The 23,361-nt window shown below is 69.5% G+C and carries 22 protein-coding genes; 16 read left to right on the top strand and 6 right to left on the bottom strand.

The window, feature by feature from the left end; genetic code table 11:
* Positions 1–102: 102 nt before the first annotated feature.
* On the top strand, positions 103–1,092 hold the full coding sequence (locus tag ABTX24_RS24320; RefSeq protein WP_350843283.1) for a hypothetical protein: 990 nt from the start codon (positions 103–105) through the stop codon (positions 1,090–1,092).
* 69 nt (positions 1,093–1,161) lie between these two features.
* On the opposite strand, the gene ABTX24_RS24315 is transcribed toward ABTX24_RS24320, so the two are convergent.
* Entirely contained in the window at positions 1,162–1,926 is a 765-nt protein-coding gene (locus ABTX24_RS24315; RefSeq protein ID WP_350843281.1) for an SDR family NAD(P)-dependent oxidoreductase, read from the bottom strand.
* Positions 1,927–2,116: 190 nt separating this feature from the next.
* Between ABTX24_RS24315 and ABTX24_RS24310 the strand changes: the two genes are divergently transcribed.
* Positions 2,117–2,761, top strand: a complete 645-nt coding sequence (locus tag ABTX24_RS24310) for a L,D-transpeptidase (RefSeq protein ID WP_350843279.1) — start codon at positions 2,117–2,119, stop codon at positions 2,759–2,761.
* Between the two features lie 6 nt (positions 2,762–2,767).
* On the opposite strand, the gene ABTX24_RS24305 is transcribed toward ABTX24_RS24310, so the two are convergent.
* Positions 2,768–4,237, bottom strand: a complete 1,470-nt coding sequence (locus ABTX24_RS24305) for a DEAD/DEAH box helicase (RefSeq protein WP_350843278.1) — start codon at positions 4,235–4,237, stop codon at positions 2,768–2,770.
* 172 nt (positions 4,238–4,409) lie between these two features.
* Here ABTX24_RS24305 and ABTX24_RS24300 point away from each other — a divergent pair, with 172 nt between their 5' ends.
* Together ABTX24_RS24300 and ABTX24_RS24295 are read left to right on the top strand one after the other, a co-directional pair.
* Positions 4,410–5,111 carry a ferritin-like fold-containing protein gene (locus tag ABTX24_RS24300; protein ID WP_160027375.1) on the top strand — a complete coding sequence of 234 codons (702 nt, stop codon included), beginning with the start codon at positions 4,410–4,412 and terminating at the stop codon, positions 5,109–5,111.
* A complete protein-coding gene (locus ABTX24_RS24295) occupies positions 5,101–6,162 on the top strand; it encodes a C39 family peptidase (RefSeq protein WP_350843276.1) in 1,062 nt (353 codons plus the stop codon). The genes ABTX24_RS24300 and ABTX24_RS24295 overlap by 11 nt, the downstream gene beginning before the upstream one ends.
* 70 nt (positions 6,163–6,232) lie before the next feature.
* On the opposite strand, the gene ABTX24_RS24290 is transcribed toward ABTX24_RS24295, so the two are convergent.
* The 3 genes from ABTX24_RS24290 to ABTX24_RS24280 form a co-directional block, all read right to left on the bottom strand.
* Positions 6,233–6,544 carry a DUF1129 domain-containing protein gene (locus tag ABTX24_RS24290; RefSeq protein WP_160027379.1) on the bottom strand — a complete coding sequence of 104 codons (312 nt, stop codon included), beginning with the start codon at positions 6,542–6,544 and terminating at the stop codon, positions 6,233–6,235.
* A 152-nt stretch (positions 6,545–6,696) separates the two neighbouring features.
* Positions 6,697–6,918 carry a DUF3107 domain-containing protein gene (locus ABTX24_RS24285; RefSeq protein ID WP_091052608.1) on the bottom strand — a complete coding sequence of 74 codons (222 nt, stop codon included), beginning with the start codon at positions 6,916–6,918 and terminating at the stop codon, positions 6,697–6,699.
* A 98-nt stretch (positions 6,919–7,016) separates the two neighbouring features.
* A complete protein-coding gene (locus ABTX24_RS24280; RefSeq protein WP_160027381.1) occupies positions 7,017–7,649 on the bottom strand; it encodes a TetR/AcrR family transcriptional regulator in 633 nt (210 codons plus the stop codon).
* Between the two features lie 127 nt (positions 7,650–7,776).
* Here ABTX24_RS24280 and moeZ point away from each other — a divergent pair, with 127 nt between their 5' ends.
* From moeZ to ABTX24_RS24225, 11 genes are all read left to right on the top strand, one after another.
* Complete coding sequence (gene moeZ / locus ABTX24_RS24275) at positions 7,777–8,991, top strand: adenylyltransferase/sulfurtransferase MoeZ (protein ID WP_160027383.1); 1,215 nt, start codon at positions 7,777–7,779, stop codon at positions 8,989–8,991.
* A gap of 141 nt (positions 8,992–9,132) precedes the next feature.
* Positions 9,133–9,423, top strand: coding sequence for a hypothetical protein (locus ABTX24_RS24270; protein ID WP_160027385.1), 291 nt, complete (start codon positions 9,133–9,135; stop codon positions 9,421–9,423).
* On the top strand, positions 9,420–10,052 hold the full coding sequence (locus ABTX24_RS24265) for a class F sortase (protein WP_350721132.1): 633 nt from the start codon (positions 9,420–9,422) through the stop codon (positions 10,050–10,052). The genes ABTX24_RS24270 and ABTX24_RS24265 overlap by 4 nt, the downstream gene beginning before the upstream one ends.
* A 60-nt stretch (positions 10,053–10,112) precedes the next feature.
* Positions 10,113–10,982 (top strand): S1 family serine peptidase, encoded by an 870-nt coding sequence (locus tag ABTX24_RS24260; RefSeq protein WP_350843274.1) that lies wholly within the window; start codon positions 10,113–10,115, stop codon positions 10,980–10,982.
* A 21-nt stretch (positions 10,983–11,003) separates the two neighbouring features.
* Positions 11,004–11,324, top strand: coding sequence for an MGMT family protein (locus ABTX24_RS24255; protein ID WP_160027391.1), 321 nt, complete (start codon positions 11,004–11,006; stop codon positions 11,322–11,324).
* Positions 11,324–11,989 carry a lysophospholipid acyltransferase family protein gene (locus ABTX24_RS24250; RefSeq protein WP_160029466.1) on the top strand — a complete coding sequence of 222 codons (666 nt, stop codon included), beginning with the start codon at positions 11,324–11,326 and terminating at the stop codon, positions 11,987–11,989. Before ABTX24_RS24255 ends, ABTX24_RS24250 begins: the two co-directional genes overlap by 1 nt.
* Before the next feature lie 73 nt (positions 11,990–12,062).
* On the top strand, positions 12,063–12,761 hold the full coding sequence (locus ABTX24_RS24245; RefSeq protein WP_350843272.1) for a hypothetical protein: 699 nt from the start codon (positions 12,063–12,065) through the stop codon (positions 12,759–12,761).
* Complete coding sequence (locus ABTX24_RS24240; protein ID WP_350843271.1) at positions 12,742–13,191, top strand: cupin domain-containing protein; 450 nt, start codon at positions 12,742–12,744, stop codon at positions 13,189–13,191. The genes ABTX24_RS24245 and ABTX24_RS24240 overlap by 20 nt, the downstream gene beginning before the upstream one ends.
* Before the next feature lie 3 nt (positions 13,192–13,194).
* Positions 13,195–13,497 (top strand): DUF1905 domain-containing protein, encoded by a 303-nt coding sequence (locus ABTX24_RS24235; protein WP_350721139.1) that lies wholly within the window; start codon positions 13,195–13,197, stop codon positions 13,495–13,497.
* A gap of 33 nt (positions 13,498–13,530) precedes the next feature.
* The gene (locus ABTX24_RS24230; RefSeq protein WP_350843269.1) at positions 13,531–16,749 is read left to right on the top strand and encodes an ATP-dependent helicase; all 3,219 of its coding nucleotides are present in this window, start codon (positions 13,531–13,533) and stop codon (positions 16,747–16,749) included.
* 20 nt (positions 16,750–16,769) lie between these two features.
* Positions 16,770–19,982 (top strand): ATP-dependent helicase, encoded by a 3,213-nt coding sequence (locus ABTX24_RS24225; RefSeq protein ID WP_350843267.1) that lies wholly within the window; start codon positions 16,770–16,772, stop codon positions 19,980–19,982.
* A gap of 621 nt (positions 19,983–20,603) precedes the next feature.
* Here the strand turns inward: ABTX24_RS24225 and ABTX24_RS24220 are convergent.
* Entirely contained in the window at positions 20,604–22,409 is a 1,806-nt protein-coding gene (locus tag ABTX24_RS24220) for a hypothetical protein (RefSeq protein WP_350843265.1), read from the bottom strand.
* A gap of 37 nt (positions 22,410–22,446) precedes the next feature.
* Between ABTX24_RS24220 and nudC the strand changes: the two genes are divergently transcribed.
* A complete protein-coding gene (gene nudC, locus ABTX24_RS24215) occupies positions 22,447–23,358 on the top strand; it encodes an NAD(+) diphosphatase (RefSeq protein ID WP_350843263.1) in 912 nt (303 codons plus the stop codon).
* Positions 23,359–23,361: the final 3 nt, after the last annotated feature.

The raw sequence follows: 23,361 nt of genomic DNA, 5'->3' as shown, positions 1-23,361 counted from the left end.
GGCAACTTGTCGGTGGTCGCGGACATCATGCGGGCCGTGGCTTCTCGTGCCTCTCACTTCAGGCCGTCCGACATACCCGGGCGGCCTGGGCTGGTGCGTCCTGTGCGGACGGATCCCTCGGGTGCGCTCGGTCCGACGCCGAAGCAGGCGAGGGGACGGGCGTGGCGGCGTTCGTCGCGGGGGCTCTACGTGCCTGCGTACGTCCCGGACTCACCGCAGCAGCGGGTTCTCGAGGCCTCCGCAGTGGTGCCTGCGGACGGCGCGGTGACGGGTTGGGCTGCGCTGGCATGGCAGCGGGTGCGCTGGATCGACGGTTGCGACGCGGACGGGAGCGAGCTTCCGGTGACCATTCTCACCCCGGGATCGCAGGCACGTGCGCAGGCCGGGATCGAGGTGAGCAAGGAGCGCATGCTGCCGAGAACGCGTCAGGTCGTGGACGGGGTGGTGCTCACGGATCCGCATCGGTCGGTGGCGTTCGAGGTCCGTAGGGCAGAGACGCCGTTGTCGGCCGTACGCTGGCTCGACCTCGTGGCGGCCAGCGACCTGATCTCATTGGCGGAGATGGCGGCCTACGCCGAGACCCTCAGCGGTTGGACCGGCATCGATCGCCTGAGACGTGCGATCTCGCTTGCCGATGAGAACGTGTGGTCGCCGTCGGAGACCGATCTGCGACTCACCCTCAAGGTGCGGATGGGGATCGCGGGGGTGGTCAGCAACCGCCCGGTCTTCGACCTCGATGGCCGGCACATCGGAACCCCGGATGTCATCGACTTGGAGCGGGGTGTGGTTGCGGAGTACGACGGTGCCCTGCATCTGGCGGGCAGGCAACGGGCGAAGGACTTGCGGCGCGAAGGAGCCTTCCGGCGGGTCGGTCTGGAGTACGTCACCATGGTGGCCGCCGACCGTCGTGACCCCGCAGACTTCATCAGGAGGACGCACGAGGCTCGGGCGCGAGCAAGCCGGACACCGATGGCCGACCGGCAGCGGACGATCAACCCGCCACGTTGGTGGACGCCCACCCACACCGTCGAGATGCGTCGAGCCCTGGCGGACTGGCAGCGTGAGCGCTACCTGAGGGCCCGCGCTGGATAGTCCGAGACCTTCGGGCCCGTATACCCGGCGGTAACGGGCCAGAACGTCTCTGACTACCTGCTGGGTCGGCTACTTGCGGCCCAGCGACTGGAACTTCTGGAGTACGCCGGACGGGACCACCCGCGCCATGGTGGCCAGGGCCTTGTAGCGCTTGCTCGGGATCGAGAAGGTCTTGTCGGCGTCGTAGTCCTCGAGCGCTTCGCGGACCAGGTCGTTGACGTCGAGCCACATCCACGAGGGGGCCGAGTCGTAGCCGGAGCCGAGGCGCTCGTGGAACTCGGTCTTGGTGAACCCCGGCAGCAGGGCCATCACCTTGACGCCCTGGCCGGCGTACTCGTTGTGGGCCCACTCCGTGAACGAGTTGATCCACGCCTTGGCGGCCGAGTAGGTGCCGCGGGGGAGGTAGGAGGCGACGGAGCCGACGTTGATGATGCCGCCGTGGCCGCGGGCGGCCTGGGCGCCCAGGGCGGCGTGGGAGAGGCGCAGCGGGGCGATGATGAGCACCTCCGCCATCGCGGTCTCCTCGTCGGCGGTGTTGTCGAGGAAGCGGTGCTTGAGGCCGTGGCCGGCGTTGTTGACCAGCAGGTCGACCGGGTGGTCGGCGTCGGCCAGGCGGGCCTCGACCTTGGCCAGGTCGGCGCTGTCGGTCAGATCGGCGCGGAGCACCTCGACGCCGATGCCGTGAGCGTCCGCCAGGTTCTTGGCGACGCCGGTGAGGCGCTCCTCGTCACGGGCGACGAGGACGAGGTCGTGTCCGCGGGCGGCGAGCTGCTGGGCGAAGGCGAGTCCGATGCCGGCGGTTGCGCCGGTGACCAGAGAGGTGGGGTTCGACATGGGGCAATCCTGCCACCACCGGCCGCGAGGGAGATCCAGGCGCCGGGCCGTCGGTTCACACGCGGAATCACGGTTTCTGTCTGTCGTGTGACAGTTGACTTGCGGTGATACGTGTTTGGATGATGTTCGACGTGGATTTCGTAGGGGGACTCGGGCACGTGATGAAGAAGTGAGCCGCACTGCGCGCCACGTGAGATCCAGGCCTCTCCGGCGCACCAAGATGCTCTTCGCCGCGTCCTTGCTGACGTCGGCCGGTCTGTACGTCGGGATGGAGGTCGTCGCCGAGCCGGTGGCCAACGGCCGGCCCAGCGCGGCCGACAGCGGGATGAAGCTGGGCGCGGACGCCGGGCGCACCCCGGTCTGGCCACACGACAGCCAGCGCGAGGCCGCGATCGACCGTCACGTCGACGCGCGGACGGCCGCCGCGGAGAAGGTGCTCCCGGACGACTCCGGCACCGGTCGCCGGGCCGTCTTCTCGATCAGCCGCCAGCGGGTCTGGATCGTCTCCGCGGCCGACCAGACGCGGCGTACGTATCCGGTCTCGGGCAGCATCTACGACAACCTCGAGCCCGGCACCTACAAGGTCTTCTCCCGCTCCGAGCACGCGCGGGGGATCGACGACTCGGGCCGGATGAAGTGGTTCGTACGCTTCACCAAAGGCCCCCGCGCCGCGATCGGCTTCCACAACATCCCGGTGGACAAGGGCAAGCGCGTACAGACCCGCGCCCAGCTCGGCACACCGCTGTCGCACGGGTGCATCCGCCAGGCCGAGCCGGACGCGAAGGCGATGTGGCGCTTCGCGCGGCTCGGCACCAAGGTGGTCGTGATCCCCTAGGCAGGCTCAGGCGTCGGCCTTGGGCGCGGAACCGCCCGAGCCCGAAGAACGGCGACGGCGGCGGCGACGGGGCGCGGAGCCCTCGGCCTTGGCCTCGCCGTCGGCGGGCTTCGTCGACTCGGCGGACTCGGCAACCGGAGCGGCAGACTTGTCGACGACCTGGCCGCCGCGCGAACGGGTGCGCTGACGGTCGCGGTTGCGGGGAGCGCGCTCCCGCTTCTCGCCGTCCTTGTCGGAGTCCTTGTCCTTGGGCTTCGCAGGCGCGGCGGCCTTGATCCGGCCCTTGGTGCCCTTCGGGATGCCCATGTCGTGGAGGAAGTGCTCCGAGGAGGAGTAGGTCTCCTGCGGCTCGTCGAAGGGAAGGTCGAGAGCCTTGTTGATCATCTTCCACTTGTGGAGATCGGCCCAGTCGACGAACGTGACCGCGACACCGGAGGCGCCGGCGCGGCCGGTGCGTCCGATGCGGTGGACGTAGGTCTTCTCGTCGTCGGGGGTCGTGTAGTTGACCACGTGGGAGACGCCGGTGACGTCGATGCCGCGGGCGGCGACGTCGGTGGCCACCAGGACCTCGACCTTGCCGTCACGGAACTTCTGCATCACCCGCTCGCGGGCGGCCTGCTGCATGTCGCCGTGCAGGGGAGAGGCCGGGAAGCCGCGCTCGGCGAGGTCGTCGGCCACGCGCTGTGCCTGCCGCTTGGTGCGGGCGAAGACGACGACCTTGTCGTGGTCCTCGCACTGCAGCAGGCGGCCGATCATCTCAGGCTTGTCGAGGTCGTGGGCCTGGTAGACGAACTGCGCGGTGGCAGGCACGGTCTCGCGCTCGCTCGCGGACTCGGCGCGGATGTTCATCGGGTGGCGCATGTAGGAGCGCGCCAGCGCCACGATCGCGCCCGGCATGGTGGCCGAGAAGAGCAGCGTCTGGCGGGTCTCCGGGGTGAGGGTGACGAGCTTCTCCACGTCGGGCAGGAACCCGAGGTCGAGCATCTCGTCGGCCTCGTCGAGGACGAGGGCGTGCACGTGGGAGAGGTCGAGGACCTTCCGGTTGGCCAGGTCGATCAGGCGGCCGGGGGTGCCGACCACGATGTCGACGCCCTTCTCCAGCGCGTCGATCTGGGGGTCGTAGCCCGCGCCGCCGTAGACGGTCAGCACGCGGAGGCCACGGTCCTCGGAGATCATCGAGATCTCGGCGGAGACCTGCATGGCCAGCTCACGGGTCGGAGCCACGATCAGGGCCTGCGGCTTGCCCTGCGGAAGGTCGATGTAGTCGCGGTCCTTGGGGGACACGCTGCGCTGCACCACCGGGATGCCGAAGGCCAGCGTCTTGCCGGAGCCGGTGCGGGCCTGGCCGATCAGGTCGGTGCCCTGCAGGGCGACCGAGAGGGTCATCTCCTGGATGGCGAAGGGGGTGGTGATGCCTTTGCGCTCGAGGGGAGCGCAGATCTCGGGATGAACCCCGAGCTCCTTGAACGTTGTCATGATTCGTCGCTACTCGCTTGTCTCATCGAATGCGGCGAGCGACTCACGGGTGTCTCGAGCTTGCCAAGCGAGTGCCACGCCGCGCACATACGGGATCCAGACCACCGCGATATGAAGTGCATTACAGCGGCGCTGGGTCGGTCAAAAGGCATTCTATCGGTAGGGTTCTCCCGTGGTTGCATCGTCAGAGTTCACGGGTCCTCAGGATCCGTTCGGTGATCCTGTTTACAAGGCTGCCGTCATCGACCTTCTCGGAGCGGTCGCCTATGGCGAGGTCTCGGCTGTCGAGCGGCTGACCGACGACGCCAAGATGGCGCCTTCACTGGAGGACAAGACGGCTCTGCTCGCGATGGCAGCCGCCCAGCATGCCAAGATCCAGCCGGTCCTCGACCGGCTGGTGGAGCTCGGCGCCGACCCGTACGCGGCGATGGAGCCGCTGCGTGAGGGGTTCGACGAGTTCCACATCCACACCAAGCCTGCGGACTGGTGGGAGTCGCTGGTCAAGGCGTACGTCGGTGACGGGCTCGCCAACGACTTCTACCGCGAGGTCGCGGGCTTCCTCGACGAGGACACCCACAAGCTCGTGGTCACCACCCTCGAGGACGCCGGGCGGGCCGACTTCATCGTCGATCGGGTGCGGGCCGGCATCGAGGCCGATCACCTCATCGGCGGGCGCCTGGCGCTGTGGGGCCGTCGCCTCATGGGCGAGGCGATCACTCAGGCGCAGCAGGTCGCGGCCACCCGGGAGGGGCTCAGCGAGCTGATCGCCGGTGGCCACCTCTCCGGTCTCGACCTCGGCACCATCGGCGAGATGCTCACCCGGCTCACCCAGCGTCACGTCGAGCGAATGGGCAAGCTCGGGCTTGAGCACTGACATCCGCTTCACCGGCTGGTCAGGGACACAGATCGTCCCCGACGCCGGTGTGTGGACGTCTCCCGAGGTCAGCCCCGGGTTCTGCTTCGACGAGCTGGTCGCCTCCTGGAACGTGGTGACCCCGCCCGGGACCTGGGTGGAGGTCGCGGCTCAGGTGATCGCCGAGTCGGGGGAGCGGAGCGGCTGGTTGATGCTGGCTCGCTGGTCCTCGGACCCGGACTTCACCTCGACCTCCGTCGCCGGTCAGGACGACCCGGTCGCGGTCGCGTCCGACGACACCATCCTGGGGCGGGACGGGCGCAGGTTCACGGGCTTCTCGTTGCGGCTGAGCCTGCACGGCCCCGACAGGAGCCTGCCGCGGGTGAGCCTGCTCGGGGCGATGGTCTCGGCCGACGCCCGGAACTCGGCGCCGGCGCCGGGGACGGTGCCTCGCGGGACGGTGGTGGGTGGCGTACCCGCCTATTCGCAGCAGCTCCACCGTGACCGCTATCCGCACTGGGACGGTGGTGGGCAGTCCTGGTGCAGCGCCGCCTCGACCGCGATGATCGCCGACTTCTGGGGTGTCGGGCCGACGCCCGCCGAGACGGCCTGGGTGGACTATGAGACCCCCGACCCGCAGGTGCCGTTCACCGTCCGGGAGGTCTACGACGAGTCCTTCGGTGGCGCCGGCAACTGGGCCTTCAACACCGCCTATGCGGGCGCCCGGGGGCTGGTCGCGTACGTCACCAGGCTCCGCTCCTTCGCCGAGGCCGCCCGATTCCTCGAGGCCGGGATTCCGCTCGTGCTGGCCATCTCGCACCAGGCCGGCGAGCTGACCGGCGCCGGGTACGACACCAACGGTCATCTGCTCGTGCTGACCGGCTTCGACGAGGATGGCGACCCCGTCGTCCACGACCCCGCCTCCCACCGCATCGTCAGCGACGCGGAGGTGCGGACGACGTACGACCTCGGCGAGCTCGACCGCGCCTGGGCACGCTCCGGGCGGATCGTCTACGTCATCCGGCCCTCGGACGTGGTCCCGCCGGAGCCGCCGGCGCAGCCCAACTGGTGAAGCCGGCCGCAACAGCAGAAGCGGCCCCACCCCAGAGGGGCGGGACCGCTTCGAGTGACCTGGACGAGGTTCAGGCCTTGGACTTTCCGGTGACACCGGAGGCGACGACCACCAGCACGGCGGCGATCACGACCTGCCAGATGTGACGCCACCAGTCGATGCCGTTGGTTGCGTTGTCCCACGTGGCCGCATGGCCGTCGAACGGCCCGTTGTTCTGGCCGAAGACGAACCAGTAGATGAAGCTGCCGATCAGCATGCCGCCGATACCGCAGACAATCGTCAGCCAGAACGGAATGTTGTCCTTATCGCCCGGGGCGAAGAACTTGCCGAGGGCACCGATGATGACGCCGCCGATGAGGGTGACGAGGATCGTAGAGATCATGCCTTTTCCCTTCAGGTTGTGAGTGGCGCCATGAAGGCGCCCATATTTTGATATTGCACCTGTTGGGACTGGAATGCACGGACAACATGACCTAAAAAGGGAACTTCGCCACCGGAATCAGGGCCATCCCTGAGTTGTGCAGCCCGAGTGGTTCAGCCGGCGAAGCCGACCTTGCCGACCTTGGCCGGGCCGATCTCGATGTAGGCGAGCTTCTCGGTCGGGACGATGACCTTGCGGCCCTTGCTGTCGGTCAAAGCGAGCACAGCGCCCCCGCCGAGGGCGTCGGCGATGAGCTTCTCCACCGATTCGCTGGACTCCTCGGTCTCTACGACGAGCTCACGGGCGGCCTGCTGGACGCCGATCTTGACCTCCACGGGTCCTCCTTGCGATGGGTCGATCAATGCTTCGGAATCCTCTCACACGGACTGTGAGGAACCCCGCTGTTGCGCTACGAGCGGAACTCGGAATGGAATCAGTCGGTCTTGGGATAGCCGCGGATGCCGCGCCAGGCGAGGCCGGCGACGAGGCGAGCGGCGTCCTCCTGGGAGAGGTCGCCGTTGTTGTGGAGCCAGTAGCGGGCGCTGACCTGTGCCTGGCCGACGAGGCCGACGGCGAGCAGGTGAGAGGCCGCGGCGGCGAAGCCGGTGTCCTCGGCGATGACCTCGGCGACCGCCTCGGCGCACTCGTTGGTGACCCGGTCGACCTGCTCGCGCACGGCGGGGTCGTTGGTCAGGTCGGACTCGAAGACGAGCCGGAAGGCACCGGTCTCGGAGGCCACGTAGTCGTAGAAGACCGCGACACAGCGGGCCACGCGTTCCTTGTTCTCGTCGGTCGACGCCAGGGCCTCCCGGCAGCGATCGATGATCTCGTTCGCGGACTTCTCCAGCAGGGCCAGGTAGAGGTCGAGCTTGCCGGGGAAGTGCTGGTAGAGAACGGGCTTCGAGACCCCTGCCCTCTCGGCGATGTCGTCCATCGCGGCGGCGTGGAAGCCGTAGGCGACGAAGACCTCGAGAGCGGAGTCGAGAAGCTGGGCTCGTCGTTCCGTCCGGGGCAGTCTCGCCCCTCGCGGTCGAGTGGGGTCGAGCTCGGATTGGTGCGTGGTCACCCCAGCAGCCTACCCGCTGGTACTCGGATCGCGGGACGCGTCGTTGTCTCGCCCACGGATGAGGGAACATGGAGAAGTGCCTGCGGTGTTCAAGTAGGCATACGTACGTCCGAACTGAGGAGCAGTTGTGTCCCTAGCCCCGCTCGTGGAGCCCGCTGACGAGCTGACGATCGACGAGGTGCGCCGCTACAGCCGCCACCTCATCATCCCCGACGTCGGCATGGACGGGCAGAAGCGCCTGAAGAACGCCAAGGTGCTGGTCATCGGCGCCGGCGGTCTCGGCTCGCCCGCCCTGCTCTACCTGGCCGCGGCCGGCGTCGGCACCCTCGGCATCGTCGAGTTCGACGAGGTCGACGAGTCCAACCTGCAGCGCCAGATCATCCACAAGCAGTCGACGGTGGGCCAGCCGAAGGCCGAGTCCGCCGCGGCGGCGATCAAGGAGGTCAACCCGTACGTCAACATCGTGCTGCACGACGTGCGGCTCGACAACGACAACGTGCGCGAGATCTTCACCGGCTACGACCTGATCGTCGACGGCACCGACAACTTCGCGACCCGCTACATGGTCAACGACGCGGCGTACTTCCTGGGCATCCCGTACGTCTGGGGCTCGATCTACCGCTTCGACGGGCAGGCGTCGGTGTTCGCGCCGACCCTGACCGACGACGCCCCGTGCTACCGCTGCCTCTACCCGGAGCCCCCGCCCCCGGGCATGGTCCCCTCCTGCGCCGAGGGCGGCGTGCTGGGCGTGCTCTGCGCCTCGATCGGCTCGATCCAGGTCAACGAGGCCATCAAGATGCTGACCGGCATCGGCGAGCCGCTGGTCGGCAAGCTGATGATCTATGACGCACTCGAGATGGAGTACCGCAAGCTGAAGGTCCGCAAGGACCCCAACTGCGCGCTGTGCGGCGAGAACCCGACGGTCACCGACCTGATCGACTACGACGCCTTCTGCGGCGCGATCTCCACCGAGGCGGCCGACGCCGCGGCCGGCTCGACCATCTCGGTCAACCAGCTCTCCGAGATGATCAAGGAGCGCGAGGAGGGCAGCCGCGACTTCGTCCTCGTCGACGTGCGCGAGCCGAACGAGTACGAGATCAACAAGATCCCCGGCGCCGTCCTGATCCCCAAGGGCGAGTTCCTCAACGGCAACGCGATCCCGCAGGTCGCCGAGCTCACCGGCGACGGTGCCAAGCCGCTCGTGTTCCACTGCAAGAGCGGCGTACGCAGCGCCGAGGTGCTCGCGATCGCCAAGGGCGCCGGCTACGCGGACGCGGTCCACGTGGGTGGTGGCGTGGTGGCGTGGGTCAACCAGATCGACCCGTCGCAGCCGTCCTACTGACGGGTTACTGAACTGTAGGCCAGCGGTGGCCCCTCTGGGGCCGCCGCTGGCTTTATCTGTACGCGGCGTACCCGATAGTTTTGCGATCGCAGCTGCGGGGGGCGGAGTTGCATCAATGCCCGAACCTCGGAGGATTCGACGTTGTCCACACGCGCTCGTCTCAGCGCGACGCTCGCCGGTGCCACTCTGGCCGGCGGACTGTTTCTCGGTGCCCCTGCCAACGCGAGCGACCAGGCCCCGGAGCCAGCCTCCGGCGCGGCCGTAGGTTCTGCGATCGACCCGGAGAGGCTGGAGTCGAACGTCGCGGACCCGACCCGCGGCGTACCGCCGTCCTATGTCTTCGCCGGGGTCGGTGCGCTGCTGATGGGGGCAGGGGCCGGAATGGCCGTGCGTCGCAAACGAGCTGAGGCTGTGGCACGCTCGGCCGAGTGAGCAACGGTCAACCCAACCTGAGGACCTTCCTCGGGGAGATCTTCGTCGTCGTCCTCGTGGTGGCGGTCGCCGTGCTCGGCTATGCCGCGTACGACTACTACACCAAGCTCGACGACGCGAAGAAGAGCAACGCGACCGCGACCCCGCCCGGGACGACCTCCTCGATCCCGGCCGAGGCGCTGGCGGAGGTGCCGAAGAAGAAGGGCAAGGTACGCGGCGTCTCGATCGAGTCGCTCAACGTGCATGCCGACGTGGTGCCGCTGGCCATGGAGGACGGCACGCTCACCCCGCCTGCCGACGCCTCGCTGATGGGCTGGTGGAAGGGCGGCGCGAAGCCGGGGGCGGATGACGGCACGGTGCTGATCGTCGGCCACACCCTGCACAACGGCGGCGGCATCCTCGACCGGCTGGGCGAGGTCAACGAGGGTGACGAGATCGTCGTGCGGACCAAGAACGACGAGTTCAGCTATACCGTCCGCTCGGTGCGCGACCTCTCCAAGGAGCAGGTGGCCAAGCGCAGCAAGCGGCTCTTCGACACCGACGGCAAGCCGAAGCTGGTCGTGGTGACGTGCGACGACTGGGACGGCACCTCGTTCCAGGGCAACACCGTGGTGGTGGCCGATCCGTAACCCAGGGCAGGCGAGCCTCGTTACTTGTGAGTCACATCACCTACAGACCGAGGCCCCCACATGCTCCGCACTCGCCGTTCCGTACGCCGCGCCGCAGCCGTCGCCGCCGGCACCCTGACCGCCGCGCTCGTCCCGGCCCTGATCCCGTCTGCGGCCCACGCCTGGGCCCCTGCCGACACGGCCACCATCACCCCGGGCGTGATGATGTACACCGATGGTGCCCAGTGCACCGCCAACTTCGTCTTCGCCGACTCCGCCTCGAACGTCTACGTCGGCTACGCCGCCCACTGTGCGGGTCTCGGTGAGGCCACCGACACCAACGGCTGCGCCGCCAAGTCGCTCCCGCTGGGCACCGAGGTGACCTTCAACGAGGGCGGCTCTCTGCTGAGCGAGGGCACCGTGCTGGGCAAGGGCAAGCTGGCGTACTCGTCCTGGCTGACCATGCAGCAGTCGGGCACCAAGGACGAGAACACCTGCGCCTACAACGACTTCGCCCTGGTCAAGGTGAACGCCGCCGACGCCGGCAAGGTCAACCCGAGCGTGCCGATCTGGGGCGGTCCGACGGGCATCGACACCGACGGCACCGTCGCCGGCGACAAGGTCTACTCCTACGGCAACTCCTCGGTGCGCGCCGACGTGGACCTGCTCTCGCCGAAGATCGGCCTCTCGCTCGGTGACAGCGTCAACGGCACCCGCTGGTCCCACCCGCTCTACAACCTCACCCCCGGCATCCCCGGTGACTCCGGCTCCGGCTTCCTGAACGCCGACGGCAAGGCGGTCGGGACCCTGTCGACCCTGGGCCTGCTCCCGCTCGCCGGGTCCAACAACATCGGTGACATGGACCTCGAGCTGAAGTACGCCCAGGCGCACTCGGGCATCTCCGGGCTGCGCCTGGTCAACGGCACGGAGCCGTTCAGCCCGATCCTGTGAGACCGCGCTAATGTGCGCGGCATGACCGATCGGGAGGCGTACGTCGAAGCCGTTCTGCGTCTTGTCGAGCAGATCCCACGCGGGCAGGTGACGACGTACGGCGCGATCGCCGATGCCCTCTTCGACGAGTTCGGAGGCGGGCCTCGGCAGGTCGGCTCGGTGATGGCGCGCGAGGGCGCGGGGATGCCGTGGTGGCGGGTGGTGCGGGCCGATGGCTCGCTCCCCGCCTCACACGGTGAGGAGGCGCGGCAGGCCTATCTCGAGGAGGGCACGCCGCGCCGCGTCTCGGGGGCGGTGGACCTGCGCGCGGCGATGTGGCTGCCGCCTACGATGAGCACGTGATGTATCGCGTCCTCCACGCCGTCGTGCCACCCCTGCTACGGGCCGTCTGGCGCCCCACGGTGACGGGGGCAGAGAACGTCCCGCGCACCGGGGGCGTGCTCCTGGCCAGCAACCACCTCAGCTTCGCCGACTCGATCGTGATCCCGTCGGTCTCGCCTCGGCCGGTGCACTTCCTGGCCAAGTCCGACTACTTCACCGGCACCGGGCTCAAGGGCGCTGCCCAGAGGGCATGGTTCGAGGGCATGGGGATGCTGCCCGTGGACCGCGACGACCCGCAGGCCGCGCTCGGCTCGCTGGAGGTGGCCCTGGAGGTCCTCAACAAGGGTGAGGCGTTCGGGATCTACCCGGAAGGCACCCGGTCGCGCGACGGCAGGCTCTACCGCGGACGCACCGGGGTGGCGCACCTGGCGCTGACCGCCGGTGTGCCCGTGGTGCCGGTGGGCCTGCGGGGGACCGCGGAGCTCCAGCCGGTCGGGTCGAGCCTGCCGCGGCTGGCGAAGGTCACGGTCGAGTTCGGGAAGCCGATCCAGGTGGCCGGCCGCTTCGACGGCGTACCTCTTGGCAAGGCCCGCCGGGCTCTCACCGACGAGGTCATGGAGGCGATCGCCGCGCTGAGCGGCCAGGACGTGGCCGGGGTCTACAACGAGCGGCCAGCCGACATCTGATTGCCTGTTGCGCACGGCTGAGAAGGGGCGCACTCTGGAGGGTGGACCCTCTCTAGCAGCCGAGGTGAGGCAGATGGCCACCACGACCGTGTTGCAGGAAGAGCTGCGACACAAGCACGACGAGCTCGCCGGGCGCCTGGCCCGCGCACGGAGCATCATCCTCAAGCCCGAGCAGACCCGGCGGGGCTGCCCACCGATCGACCAGTTCAACGCCGGTACGGCCCGACACCTGCACGCGGTGGACGAGGCGCTGCTGCCGGCGGTCTCCGCCCACGTCGAGAACGGATCCGCTCTGGTCCACGAGTACCTCCCCACGGCGCGGCACCTGGAGGTGCTGCTCTTCCACGTGAAGGCGCACGAGTACGGCTCCACCTGGGAGACCACCCATGCGTGGCCCACCCTGTGGGGCGAGGTCGAGGAGGCGCTCATCGACCAGGAGGTGAGGGAGGACGAGCTGGTCTCGCGCCTCGCCGAGGAGGCCTCCGACGACGTGCTCGTGCTGGTCGCCGAACGGCTCGCGGTGTCCGAGCGCCGGGCACCCTCGCGTCCGCACCCCCACCTTCCGCACACCGGCCTGTCCGGAAAGGTCGTACGCCGCGTGGCCCGTCCCGTCGACGCGATCTGGGACGCGGTCGAGGGCCGGTCGGTCGGTGGTCCGAAGCCGTTGCCGCACAAGGAGCCGGGATTGTTCTGGCAGTACTTGCTCGGCGACCCGCGCTTCCCCGACGACCCGGCCGACGAGACCCGGCACAATGAGCCGGGTGACCGCTGACTCCATCACCTCCGCTCTTGACCTCGCGCCGCACCCCGAAGGCGGTGCCTTCCGACAGACCTGGGCTGCCGCCGAGACCGTCACCCTGCCCGACGGCCGGGTGCGCCCGACCGCGACCTTGATCTACTTCCGGCTCCTGGCCGGGGAGTCGTCCGCGTGGCACCGCGTCACCTCGGACGAGATCTGGCTGGCGCACACGGGCGTCGTGTCGCTGCAGTTCGGCGGCGCCGGTTCGGCGCCGGTCGAGGGGGAGACCGTGCTCGTCGGGGTGGACGTCGCCGCCGGCCAGGTGCCGCAGGCGGTCGTGCCGGCGGGGGTGTGGCAGCGTACGGTCCCCTCGGCCGAGGACGCGCTCGTCTCCTGCGTGGTCTCACCAGGTTTCGACTTCGACGACTTCGAGCTCGTCGCGGAACCAGGCGCTGCGGAGTAGGAGATGGAGTACGCGTTCGAAGGAGCCGTCATCGAGTGGCGGGGGCCGGCGCCGTTCTACTATGTGCCGATGCCCGTCGAGGACGCCGAGGACCTTAAGGAGGATGCCAAGGGTCTGGAGTACTGGGGCCAGGTCGCCGTCACCGCCACCATCGGCGCGACCACCTTCACCACCGCGCTCTTCCCCAAGGACGGCACCTATCTGCTGCCGTTGAAGGTGGTCGTCCGGAAGGCGGAGGGGATCGATCTCGACGACGTGGTCGCGGTGCGGATGCGGCTCGGGCACGAGGCACGAGGGGACGCCTGAAAACTGTCGGTGCAGTCTGATTGGGTGGGACCCGTGAGTGTCGCCTACCGCCTTGCCCCGCCGCCGAGCGCTGCCGGCGTGCCGGTGCTCGACGAGCACCAGCGGTCGGTCGTGGAGCACCCCGGCGGACCGCTGCTGGTGTTGGCCGGACCAGGGACCGGTAAGACGACCACGCTGGTGGAGGCGGTGGTCGACCGGATCGAGAACCGCGGCGTACGTCCTGACCAGCTGCTGGCGCTGACCTTCTCCCGCAAGGCCGCCGAGCAGCTGCGCGACCGGGTGACCGCTCGGCTGGGGCGGACGCTGTCGGGGGCGGTCTCCTCGACCTTCCACTCCTTCGCCTACGGGCTGGTGCGCCGCTACGCACCGGCCGAGCTCTACGCCGCCCCGCTGACGCTGCTCTCCGCGCCGGAGGCCGATGTGGTGCTGCAGGAGCTGCTGGCCGACCACCCGGAGTCGGTGAGGTGGCCGGAGCGGTTCCGGATGGCGATCGGCACCCGCGGGTTCGCGCGTGAGGTGCAGACCGTGATCGCGCGGGCGCGCGAGCGCGGGCTCGACCCCGACCAACTGGTGGCGCTCGGCAGGGAGGAGGGCATCGAGGAGTTCGTCGCTGCCGGGTGGTTCCTGGAGCAGTATCTCGACGTGCTCGGTGCGCAGTCGGCGATCGACTACCCCGACCTGATCATGCGTGGGGTGATCGAGGCCGAGCGGCACGCTGCCGAGCTCCGGGCCGAGTTCGCCTGCGTGTTCGTGGATGAGTATCAGGACACCGACCCGAGCCAGGTCGCGCTGCTGCAGGCGCTGGCCGGTGATGGGCGCGACCTGATCGTGGTGGGTGACCCCGACCAGTCGATCTACGGGTTCCGGGGCGCGGACGTGAACGGGATCCTCGACTTCCCCTCGCAGTTCCTCACCCGGGAGCGCCGGCATGCGCCGGTGGTGGCGCTCGGGACGACCCGCCGGTTCGGGTCGCGGCTGCTGCGGGCGTCGCGGTCGATCGCGGCGGGCATCTCGGTGCGCGGCTCGATCCCGGCCGCGGCCTACGACACCTTCCGCAACCCGCACCCGCTTGCCCAGGACCCCGGCCGGGCCGAGGTGCTCACCTTCGACACCGACCGTGCCGAGACCGAGCACATCGCCGACCTGCTCCGTCGCGCGCATCTCGAGGACGGCATCGACTGGTCCGACATGGCTGTCCTGGTGCGCTCGGGGCGCACCTCGATCCCGCAGCTGCGCCGGTCGCTGACCGCCGCCGGCGTACCGGTCGAGGTCGCCGCCGACGAGACCCCGCTGGTCCGCGAGCCCGCCGCCGCGGTCCTCCTCGACGCGCTCGGGATCGTCGTCGACGCCGACGTCGAATCCGACCTCGACGAGCGCTACGTACGCCCCGACCGCTGCGAGGAGCTGCTCACCGGTCCTCTCGGCGGCCTCGACGCCACCGATGTCCGCGCGCTCACCCGCACCCTGCGGGCGAGGTTCCCCGACGTCGCCGCCCACGATCTCGTGCGCCGTGCCGTGCTCGATCCGTCGCTGCTCGACCCGGAGGAGAACGGGGACGGTGAGGAGCGGGTGCTGGGGCGCGTACGCCGGCTCGCGGTCCTTCTCGCCGAGGCCCGGGCCGCGCTGAAGGAGGGGGCCGGAGCGGAGCAGGTGCTGTGGACGCTGTGGGACGGTGCCGAGTGGGGGCAGCGGTTGCGGGCGCAGGTGGAGTCTGGCGGTGCCGCGGCGCGGCTGGCCCACCGTGACCTGGACGCGGTCGTGGCGCTCTTCGACACCGCCGCCAAGATCGAAGGCCGCCAGGAGTTCACCTCGGTGGAGACCTTTTTGGCCACGCTCCGTGCCCAGGAGATCCCGGCCGACACCCTGGCCGACAAGGGTGTGCGCGGCTCGGCGGTGCGGCTGCTCACCGCCCACCGCTCCAAGGGGCTGGAGTGGGGTCTCGTGGTCGTCGCCCACGTCCAGGAGGGCGCCTGGCCCGACCTACGCCGGCGCGACTCGCTCCTCGGGCCCGACCGGATCGCCCCGGCGCTGCCGGACGGCCGTCACGGCGGGCTGCTGCCGCCACTGACCCGGACTGCGATGCTCGCCGAGGAGCGCCGGCTCTTCTACGTCGCCGCCACCCGCGCCCGGTCCCGGCTGGTCGTGACCGCGGTGAAGTCGCCCGACGACGACGGTGACCAGCCCTCGCGGTTCATCAACGAGCTCGGCCTGCGCGAGGACCAGATCCGTCACCGCGTCGGCCGGCCGACGCGACCGCTGTCGCTGGCCGGTCTGATCGCCGAGCTGCGCCGCACCGCCGCCGATCCGGCCCAACCCGACGCGCTGCGCGAGGCGGCCGCGAGAAGGCTGCAGAAGCTGGCCGCGACCGAGGTGCGCGGCAAGCGGATCGCGCTCGCCGCGGACCCGTCGACCTGGTGGGGGCTGCGGGCCCCGACGTACGCCTCGGCCGCGGTGCGTCCCGAGGACCGTCCGATCACGCTGAGCGCATCGGCGCTGGAGGCGATCTTGACCTGCCCCGCGCAGTGGTTCCTGGCCCGCGAAGCGGGCGGTGCCGTCACCGACTCCTCGAGCCAGGGGTTCGGGAAGGTCGTGCACGCGATCGCCGAGCAGCTCGCTCGCGGCGACCTCGACGCCGCCACCGTCGAGGACCTGATGCCGTTCGTGGACGAGGTCTGGGGCCGCCTCGAGTTCCGTACGCCGTGGTCCGCTGCCCGCGAGCGCGAGGCGGTCCAGGATGTGCTGGCCCGGTTCCTGACCTGGCACCGGCGCCCCGGCGCGCGGACCGTGATCGGTTTCGAGGAGCAGCTGACCGCGAAGGTATCGCTGCCCAGCGGGGAGACGGTGCGGCTGAACGGGTATGCCGACCGCCTCGAGCTGGACGAGAGTGGCCGGATCGTCGTCGTCGACCTGAAGACCGGGAAGTATCCGCCCACCGCGCAGGAGGTCAAGGAGCACGGCCAGCTCGGCCTCTACCAGCTGGCCGTCGAGCACGGCGCCGCGTCCGAGCTCGCGCCTGGGGCGACCTCCGGGGGAGCGGAGCTGATCCAGCTGCGCCATCCGGCGGGTTCGGGCAGCGAGCTGCCGAAGGTGCAGGTGCAGGCACCCGAGCCGCCCGAGATCATCACCCAGCTGGAGAAGGCGGTGGCGACGGTCCGGGCCGAGGAGTTCGTGGCCAGGCCCGGCAAGCAGTGCGACCGGTGCCAGTTCGTCGCGCTCTGCCCGGCGCAGACCTCGGGATCGGTGCTGTCGTGACCACTGAGATGAGTTCCGCCATGAAGGTCGAGACCCCCGAAGAGCTCGCCAAGCTGATGGGCCACGACTGGCTCTACAGCGAGGAGCAGTTCCGCGCGATCACGGCTCCGCTGGAGCCGGCCGTGGTGATCGCCGGTGCCGGATCCGGCAAGACCGCGGTGATGGCCGCTCGAGTCGTCTGGGTGGTCGCCACCGGCCGCGTACTTCCCGGCGAGGTGCTCGGTCTGACCTTCACCACGAAGGCGACCGCCGAGCTGGCCACCAGGATCAAGGAGTCGCTGCAGAAGGCGGGGCTGTGGCCCGAGCGACGCGAGGGTCCGCCGCGGCCCGGTGAGGAGGACGACGAGCCCACCGAGCCGACCGTGGCGACCTACCACTCCTACGCCTCCGGCCTGCTCTCCGAGCACGGGCTGCGGATCGGCCACGAGCCCGACACCAGACTGATCGCCGACGCGACCCGCTACCAGCTTGCGGCTCGAGCCGTAGCCCGGCACACCCACCCGGTGGAGAAGCTGACCGACTATCCGAAGCTGGCCGTCCAGCAGCTGCTCGCGCTCGACTCCGAGCTCTCCGAGCACCTGGTCGACCCCGCCACGCTGCGGGCCTACGACCGCAACGAGCGGTCGCTGTTCGCGCTCGAGGTGGCCGACCTCAACGCCCAGCTGGCCGACGGAAAGCGGGTCAAGACCAAGCTGACCAAGGTCGAGAAGGCGATCGACGCGATCGACAAGCGCTACGAGCTGCTCGACCTGGTCGACGGCTATCGGCGGCTCAAGGACCGGCTCGGGCTGATGGACTTCTCCGACCAGATCGCGCTGGCCGCCCGGCTGGCCGTGGAGACACCCGAGGTCGGTGAGATCGAGCGCGGGAAGTTCAAGGTCGTGCTGCTCGACGAATACCAGGACACCTCGGTGGCCCAGGCCCAGATGCTCGCCCGCCTCTTCGGCGACGGACATCCCGTCACCGCCGTCGGCGACCCCAACCAGGCGATCTACGGCTGGCGCGGCGCCTCAGTGAGCAACATCCTCGAGTTCGGCCGCGACTTCCCGACGAAGGACGGGCGTCGGCCGGCCTACTCCCTGACCGTCAACCGCCGCTCCGACGCGCGCATCCTCGATACCGCCAACCATCTGGCCGCCCAGCTCTACGAGGGCCGCGAGAAGGAGCGCCTGGTTGCCGCCGAGGGCGCGCGCGACGGTGAGGTGCAGGTGCACGTCCACGAGACGTACGACGATGAGCTCCTCTGGCTCGCCGACAAGGTGATCGAGGCCCACGAGGCGGTCGGGGAGTGGAAGGAGATCGGAGTCCTGACCAGGGACAACTCGCAGGCGGCAGCGGTCTTCGACGCGCTCACCGCTCGCGAGATCCCGGTCGAGATCGTCGGCCTGAAGGGGCTGCTCCGGCTGCCCGAAGTGGCCGAGGTCGTGGCCACCATGGAGCTGCTCCACGATGTCACCGCCAACGCCGCGCTGCTCACGCTGCTCGCCGGTCCGCGGTGGGCGATCGGGCCGCGCGACCTGGCCATCCTGGGCCGGCGCTCCCGCGACCTGGCCGGCGTCGTCGGCGGCGCGGAGGAGTTCGCCGATATCGAGCGGCAGCTGGAGGCGGCGGTCGAGGGCACCGACCCCACCGAGATCCCCTCGCTCAACGATGCCCTGGAGGATCCGGGCGACCCCTCCGACTACGACTACTCCCCGCAGGCCAGGGAGCGGTTCAAGCTCCTCGCCGAGGAGCTCCGTGGGCTGCGTCGCGCGGTCAACGAGCCGCTCCTCGACCTGGTCCGGCGGATCATCGACGTCACCGGCATCGACGTCGAGCTGGCCGCCTCGGTCTCTCCGGCGGCCTCGGCCAGGCGCGACAACCTCGACCTCTTCGTCCAGGCGGTCGCCGACTTCGAGGGTCTCGACGGCCAGGTCACCCTCGCCGCGCTGTTGGCCTACCTGGAGGCGGAGGACGAATACGGCCAGGGTCTCGACGTCGCCACGCCCTCGGAGGCCGACTCGGTCAAGCTGCTCACCGTCCACCGAGCCAAGGGGCTGGAGTGGGACGTCGTCTTCCTGGTCGGAGTCACCCACAAGAAGTTCCCCACCGGCCAGACGCGCTCGTCGTGGCTGACCGTCCCCTCGGTCATGCCTGCCGCGCTCCGCGGCGACCGCGACGACCTGCCGCAGCTCCAGGGTCACGACGCCGACTCGATCGACGAGCTCCTCGCCGAGCGCAAGGAGCACGAGCGCGTCGAGGAGCTCCGGCTGGCGTACGTCGCCTGGACCCGCGCCCGCCACATCCAGTTCGTCTCGTGCTGGCGCTGGTCACCCTCGCTCAAGGAGGGGCGTGGGCCGTCGGTCTACGTGGAGAAGACCCGCGAGGCGCTGCTCCAGTGGGGAGCCAAGCCCGACCGGTGGGCGGACGTTGTCGTGAAGGGTGAGGAGGAGAATCCGTACGCCGCGCAGGAGGTCGACCTGCCCTGGCCGATCAACCACCACACCCCCGAGGTGGAGCGCCGTCTGGAGGCGGCGAGGCTGGTTCGGGAGGTGGGGCCGGGGCCCGACGATCTCGATGACCTCACCCTGCTCGAGACGGTGAACCAGTGGGACGAGGAGATCGAGCGACTGCTCACCGAGGCGGAGCGCGAGCGCGCTCCCGAGGTGGTCGTACCGCTCCCCTCGTCGCTGTCGGCCACCGCCATGTCGAAGCTGCGCGACGACCCGCTCGGCTTCGCCGCCGACCTGGTCCGCCCGATGCCCCGCAAGCCGTCCTCCCAGGCCCGCTTCGGCACCCGGTTCCACGCCTGGGTCGAAGCCCGCTTCGGCCAGCAGGACCTCTTCGACCCCGACGACCTACCCGGTCGCGCCGACCACGGTATCGAGGACGAGTCCGGTCTCGAGGAGGTCATCGCCGCCTTCGAGCAGGGCCCGTTCGCCGACCGCCCGCCGTACCGGGTCGAGGCGGCCTTCGCGATCGTCCTGGCAGGTCAGGTCGTACGTGGCCGGATCGACGCGGTCTACCAGGAGCCCGACGGGGGTTTCCTGATCGTGGACTGGAAGACCAACCAGACCCAGAACGCGGATCCTCTCCAGCTGGCTCTCTATCGGCTTGGGTGGGCTGAGCTGATGGGGGTGCCGTTGTCGCGGGTTCGGGCTGCGTTCTACTACGTGCGCTCTGGTCGACTGGTCGAGCCTTCTGCTCTTCCTGGGCGGGAGGAGTTGGAGGGGATCGTGGGTGGGGATCGGTAGGGCCTTCGTTTTCGGCGCTCGTTTTGTCGGCGCTTATTTGTGGTTGGGGTTTGCCGCCGACCCGTTCTTGGAGGGTGTTCTCGCCGAACCCCGGAGTCAAGGACGGCCTTCGGCCGCCGGCTTCGCCGGTCGCCTTCGGCGATCCTTGACACCGGGCTTCGTCGAGAATTTTGGCTGGCTATCGGGTCGGCGGCAGGGGTTTGGCGCAGCGGTATGGGTTGGGTAGGGGCTTGGGGACTGGGGTGAGCCGACCGGTGGAAGGAATTTTCTTTCCGCCCGGGGACCAGCTCTGCAGCTAGTTCGGTGAGGCGAACGAATTTTCGTTCGCCTCAGAGGGAGCCTGGCCTGGGGTGGGGTTGGCGCGTGGAAGAAAATTTTCTTCCACCCGGAGACCCCATGTCTGGTCCAGGCGTGGAGCGGTCACCTGCCGTGGGTGCGTGTGCCGTGGCCACACCCGGGCCGCCGCCCCGATAGCCAGCCAACTCTTTTTCTCGACATGGTCCGGTGTCAAGGATCGCCGAAGGCGACCGGCGCAGCCGGCGGCCGCAGGCCGTCCTTGACTCCGGGCCAGGTTGAGAAGACCCTCGAAGAACGGGTCGGCGGCCCAGCCCAACCCCGAAGCTACTCGACCGTCCGAGCAACCTCCGGCAACTCCCCAGACTCACGCAACGAGTCGAGCAGATCGCCAGGCAGGATCCAGACGGTCGCATACGGGAACGGCCGCTCGCGCAGCATCACCGCGCCGGTGACGAACGCCGGCTCGCCGGAGGGGCACGAGAAGACGATGTCGTCGCCCCACTCCCACTCGCGCTCGACGATCGTGGGCAGCATCCACCACATCAGCCAGTTGCGCTCGGAGTTCATCGCCGAGGGGCGGCGGGGGCAGTTGTCGTCGTAGGCGACGACCGCGTCGGGGTGCTCGGCCAGGATCGAGCGCAGGTCGTCGACGACCGGGGTGGCGTGGTCGAAGCGGTCGTGGAAATCGTCGGAGGCGACGTCGGCGACGGCAGAGCCGGCGGTGCCCACGACCAGGACGAGCGCGGTGACGACGACCGAGCGCACTCGGTCAGCCGTCGGTGAGCTCAGCCGAGGGCTGAACCGGGAGAGGGCCGCGAGGAGGGTCCAGATCGCCAGCGGCACCAGGGCGCACAGGGTCGCGATCAGCCAGAAGCGGTTGTCGTTGGTGAACGACGGGATCGGTCCCGGCTGCGGGAACTCTCCGTCCGGAAGCGCCCACCACCACGGGATCGCGCCGGGGATGTGCGCTGGGGTGGTGTAGGCCCAGGTGGGGGCGTCGGGGGCGACGACGAGGATGGTCACCAGCGAGATCCCGGCGACGATCACCCACGTCCAGACGAGGACCGCGCGGGAGCGTACGGCCTGGATCGCCGCGCACACCCCGGCCAGCACCAGGACGGCGAAGACGGGGTCGATGTAGCGGCCGTAGATCCAGTAGTCGAAGCGCCGCCACTCCATGGTGAACAGCGAGTACTCGGTTCCCCAGTTCAGGCAGCTGAGGACGTACATCGACCCGGCCGCGATCAGCACGAACCCGGCCGGCCCCACCTGGCGCGAGCGGAGCTCCTTCCAGAACAGGGCGGTCACCACGACGAGCCCGACGACCACGACGCCGAAGCTGCCGATCATCTGCGTCCAGGCCTCGCCGGCGAAGGTGTCGACCCAGTAGCGCGGGTTGGCCTGGGTGACCTTCTCGAAGAATCCCTGCGCCTGGATGAACTTCCACGGCACCAGCTGCGCGTGGAACCAGAGCGCGGCCTTGTTGGCGACCAATGCGAGCACGCCGGTGGCGATCAGCCCGACGAGGGCGACCTGCCACCTGCGCACGAGGAAGAAGATCAGCCACAGGCAGACCGCGGCCACGAAGACCTGCATCCGGGCGTGGGAGAAGAGAGCGAGCGCGGTGAGCAGGCTGAGCAGGAGTACGCCGCGGTAGGTCGGCTTCTCCCAGAGCCGGAACGCGACCAGGGTGGCCAGGACGACGAGCAGCGTGACCAGCCGCTCGGAGAGGATGTAGTCGGCCTGGATCGCGCGGGGCGGCAGGGCCATCACGATGGCGCCGGCGACCACACCCTGCGCCGGGGTGACCCCGCTGAGCCGCACCGCGACCCGAGCCAGCGGCCAGATCGTGAGCATGCTGATCACCAGACCGACGACGATCGCCAGCTTGTAGAACGTGAAGACGTTCGACGTGACCAGCCACAACGGCGCCAACAGCACGCCCCACCCGGGGTAGTAGCCGGGGGTGTTCAGCTGCGGCGAGTCGAGCCCGAGGACGGTCCGTCCATGGATGACGGTCCCGATCTCGTCGTACATGAACGAGAGGTTGGAGCCCCAGGCGATGTAGACGTTGATCGCCAAGGCGACCACGACGGAGACGACAGCGGCGATACGCCAGAACCGATCCACGCCGCGGAACTTATACCCACCTCCTAGGCTCTGACGGGTGGACTCCCCGAAGCTGCCCATCCATCTGCGAATCATTCAGGATCCCCACGACCGCTCCGGCCATCTGCGCGCCGACGACGGCTGGGTCGACAAGGCTTGGTCGGACGAGACCACGAGGGTCCTCGTGGTCGCGGGCAACAGGGTCGAGCCGTCAGGCAGGACCGGCGTGAGGTGGCGTACTCCGGAGGAATCTCCGGAGGGGATCCGGCTGCTCCTCGGCGACACCGCCGAAGGTGCCCGGTTCGCGGTGCTCACCGGGCGCGAGGAGGCCGATGAGACATGGCGTGACCTGCGCGGGCTCTTCCCCGCGCTGCTCGCCGACACGACCGAGGCGAGCTTCCTGATGCACGCGATCGGCCTGGCCGAGTGGCACCGGGCGACCCGGTTCTGCTCCCGGTGCGGCGGCAGCCTCGACCCGCGCGCAGCCGGCCACGAGCTGGCCTGCGCGAATGGACACGTGAGCTTCCCGCGTACCGATCCGGCGGTGATCATGCTGGTGACGTCGGGAGAGCCCGGGAGCGACGAGGAGCGTTGTCTGCTCGGCAACCACACCCGCTGGCCCGCGCCCAACTTCTCCACCCTCGCCGGCTTCGTCGAACCGGGGGAGTCGCTCGAGGACGCGGTCCGTCGCGAGGTCGCCGAGGAGGTCGGCGTACGAGTCGGGCAGGTCGACTACTTCGGCAACCAGCCCTGGCCGCTGCCGGCCAGCCTGATGCTCGGCTTCTTCGCGCGTGCGGCGTCGGACGAGATCACCGTCGACGAGGACGAGATCCGCGAGGCGCGCTGGTTCACCCGCGCGGAGCTCGCCGCGGTCGCGGAGAGCGGTGAGATCAAGCTGCCCAGCGGCATCTCGATCAGCCGCTCGCTGGTCGAGGAGTGGTACGGCGGGGAGCTACCCGGCTCGTGGTGACCG

Origin of the sequence: Nocardioides sp. NPDC127514 (genome assembly GCF_040302125.1) — a bacterium.
In the GTDB taxonomy this organism is placed as follows: Bacteria; Actinomycetota; Actinomycetes; order Propionibacteriales; family Nocardioidaceae; genus Nocardioides.
This window is presented reverse-complemented; position numbering and strand designations above follow the sequence as displayed.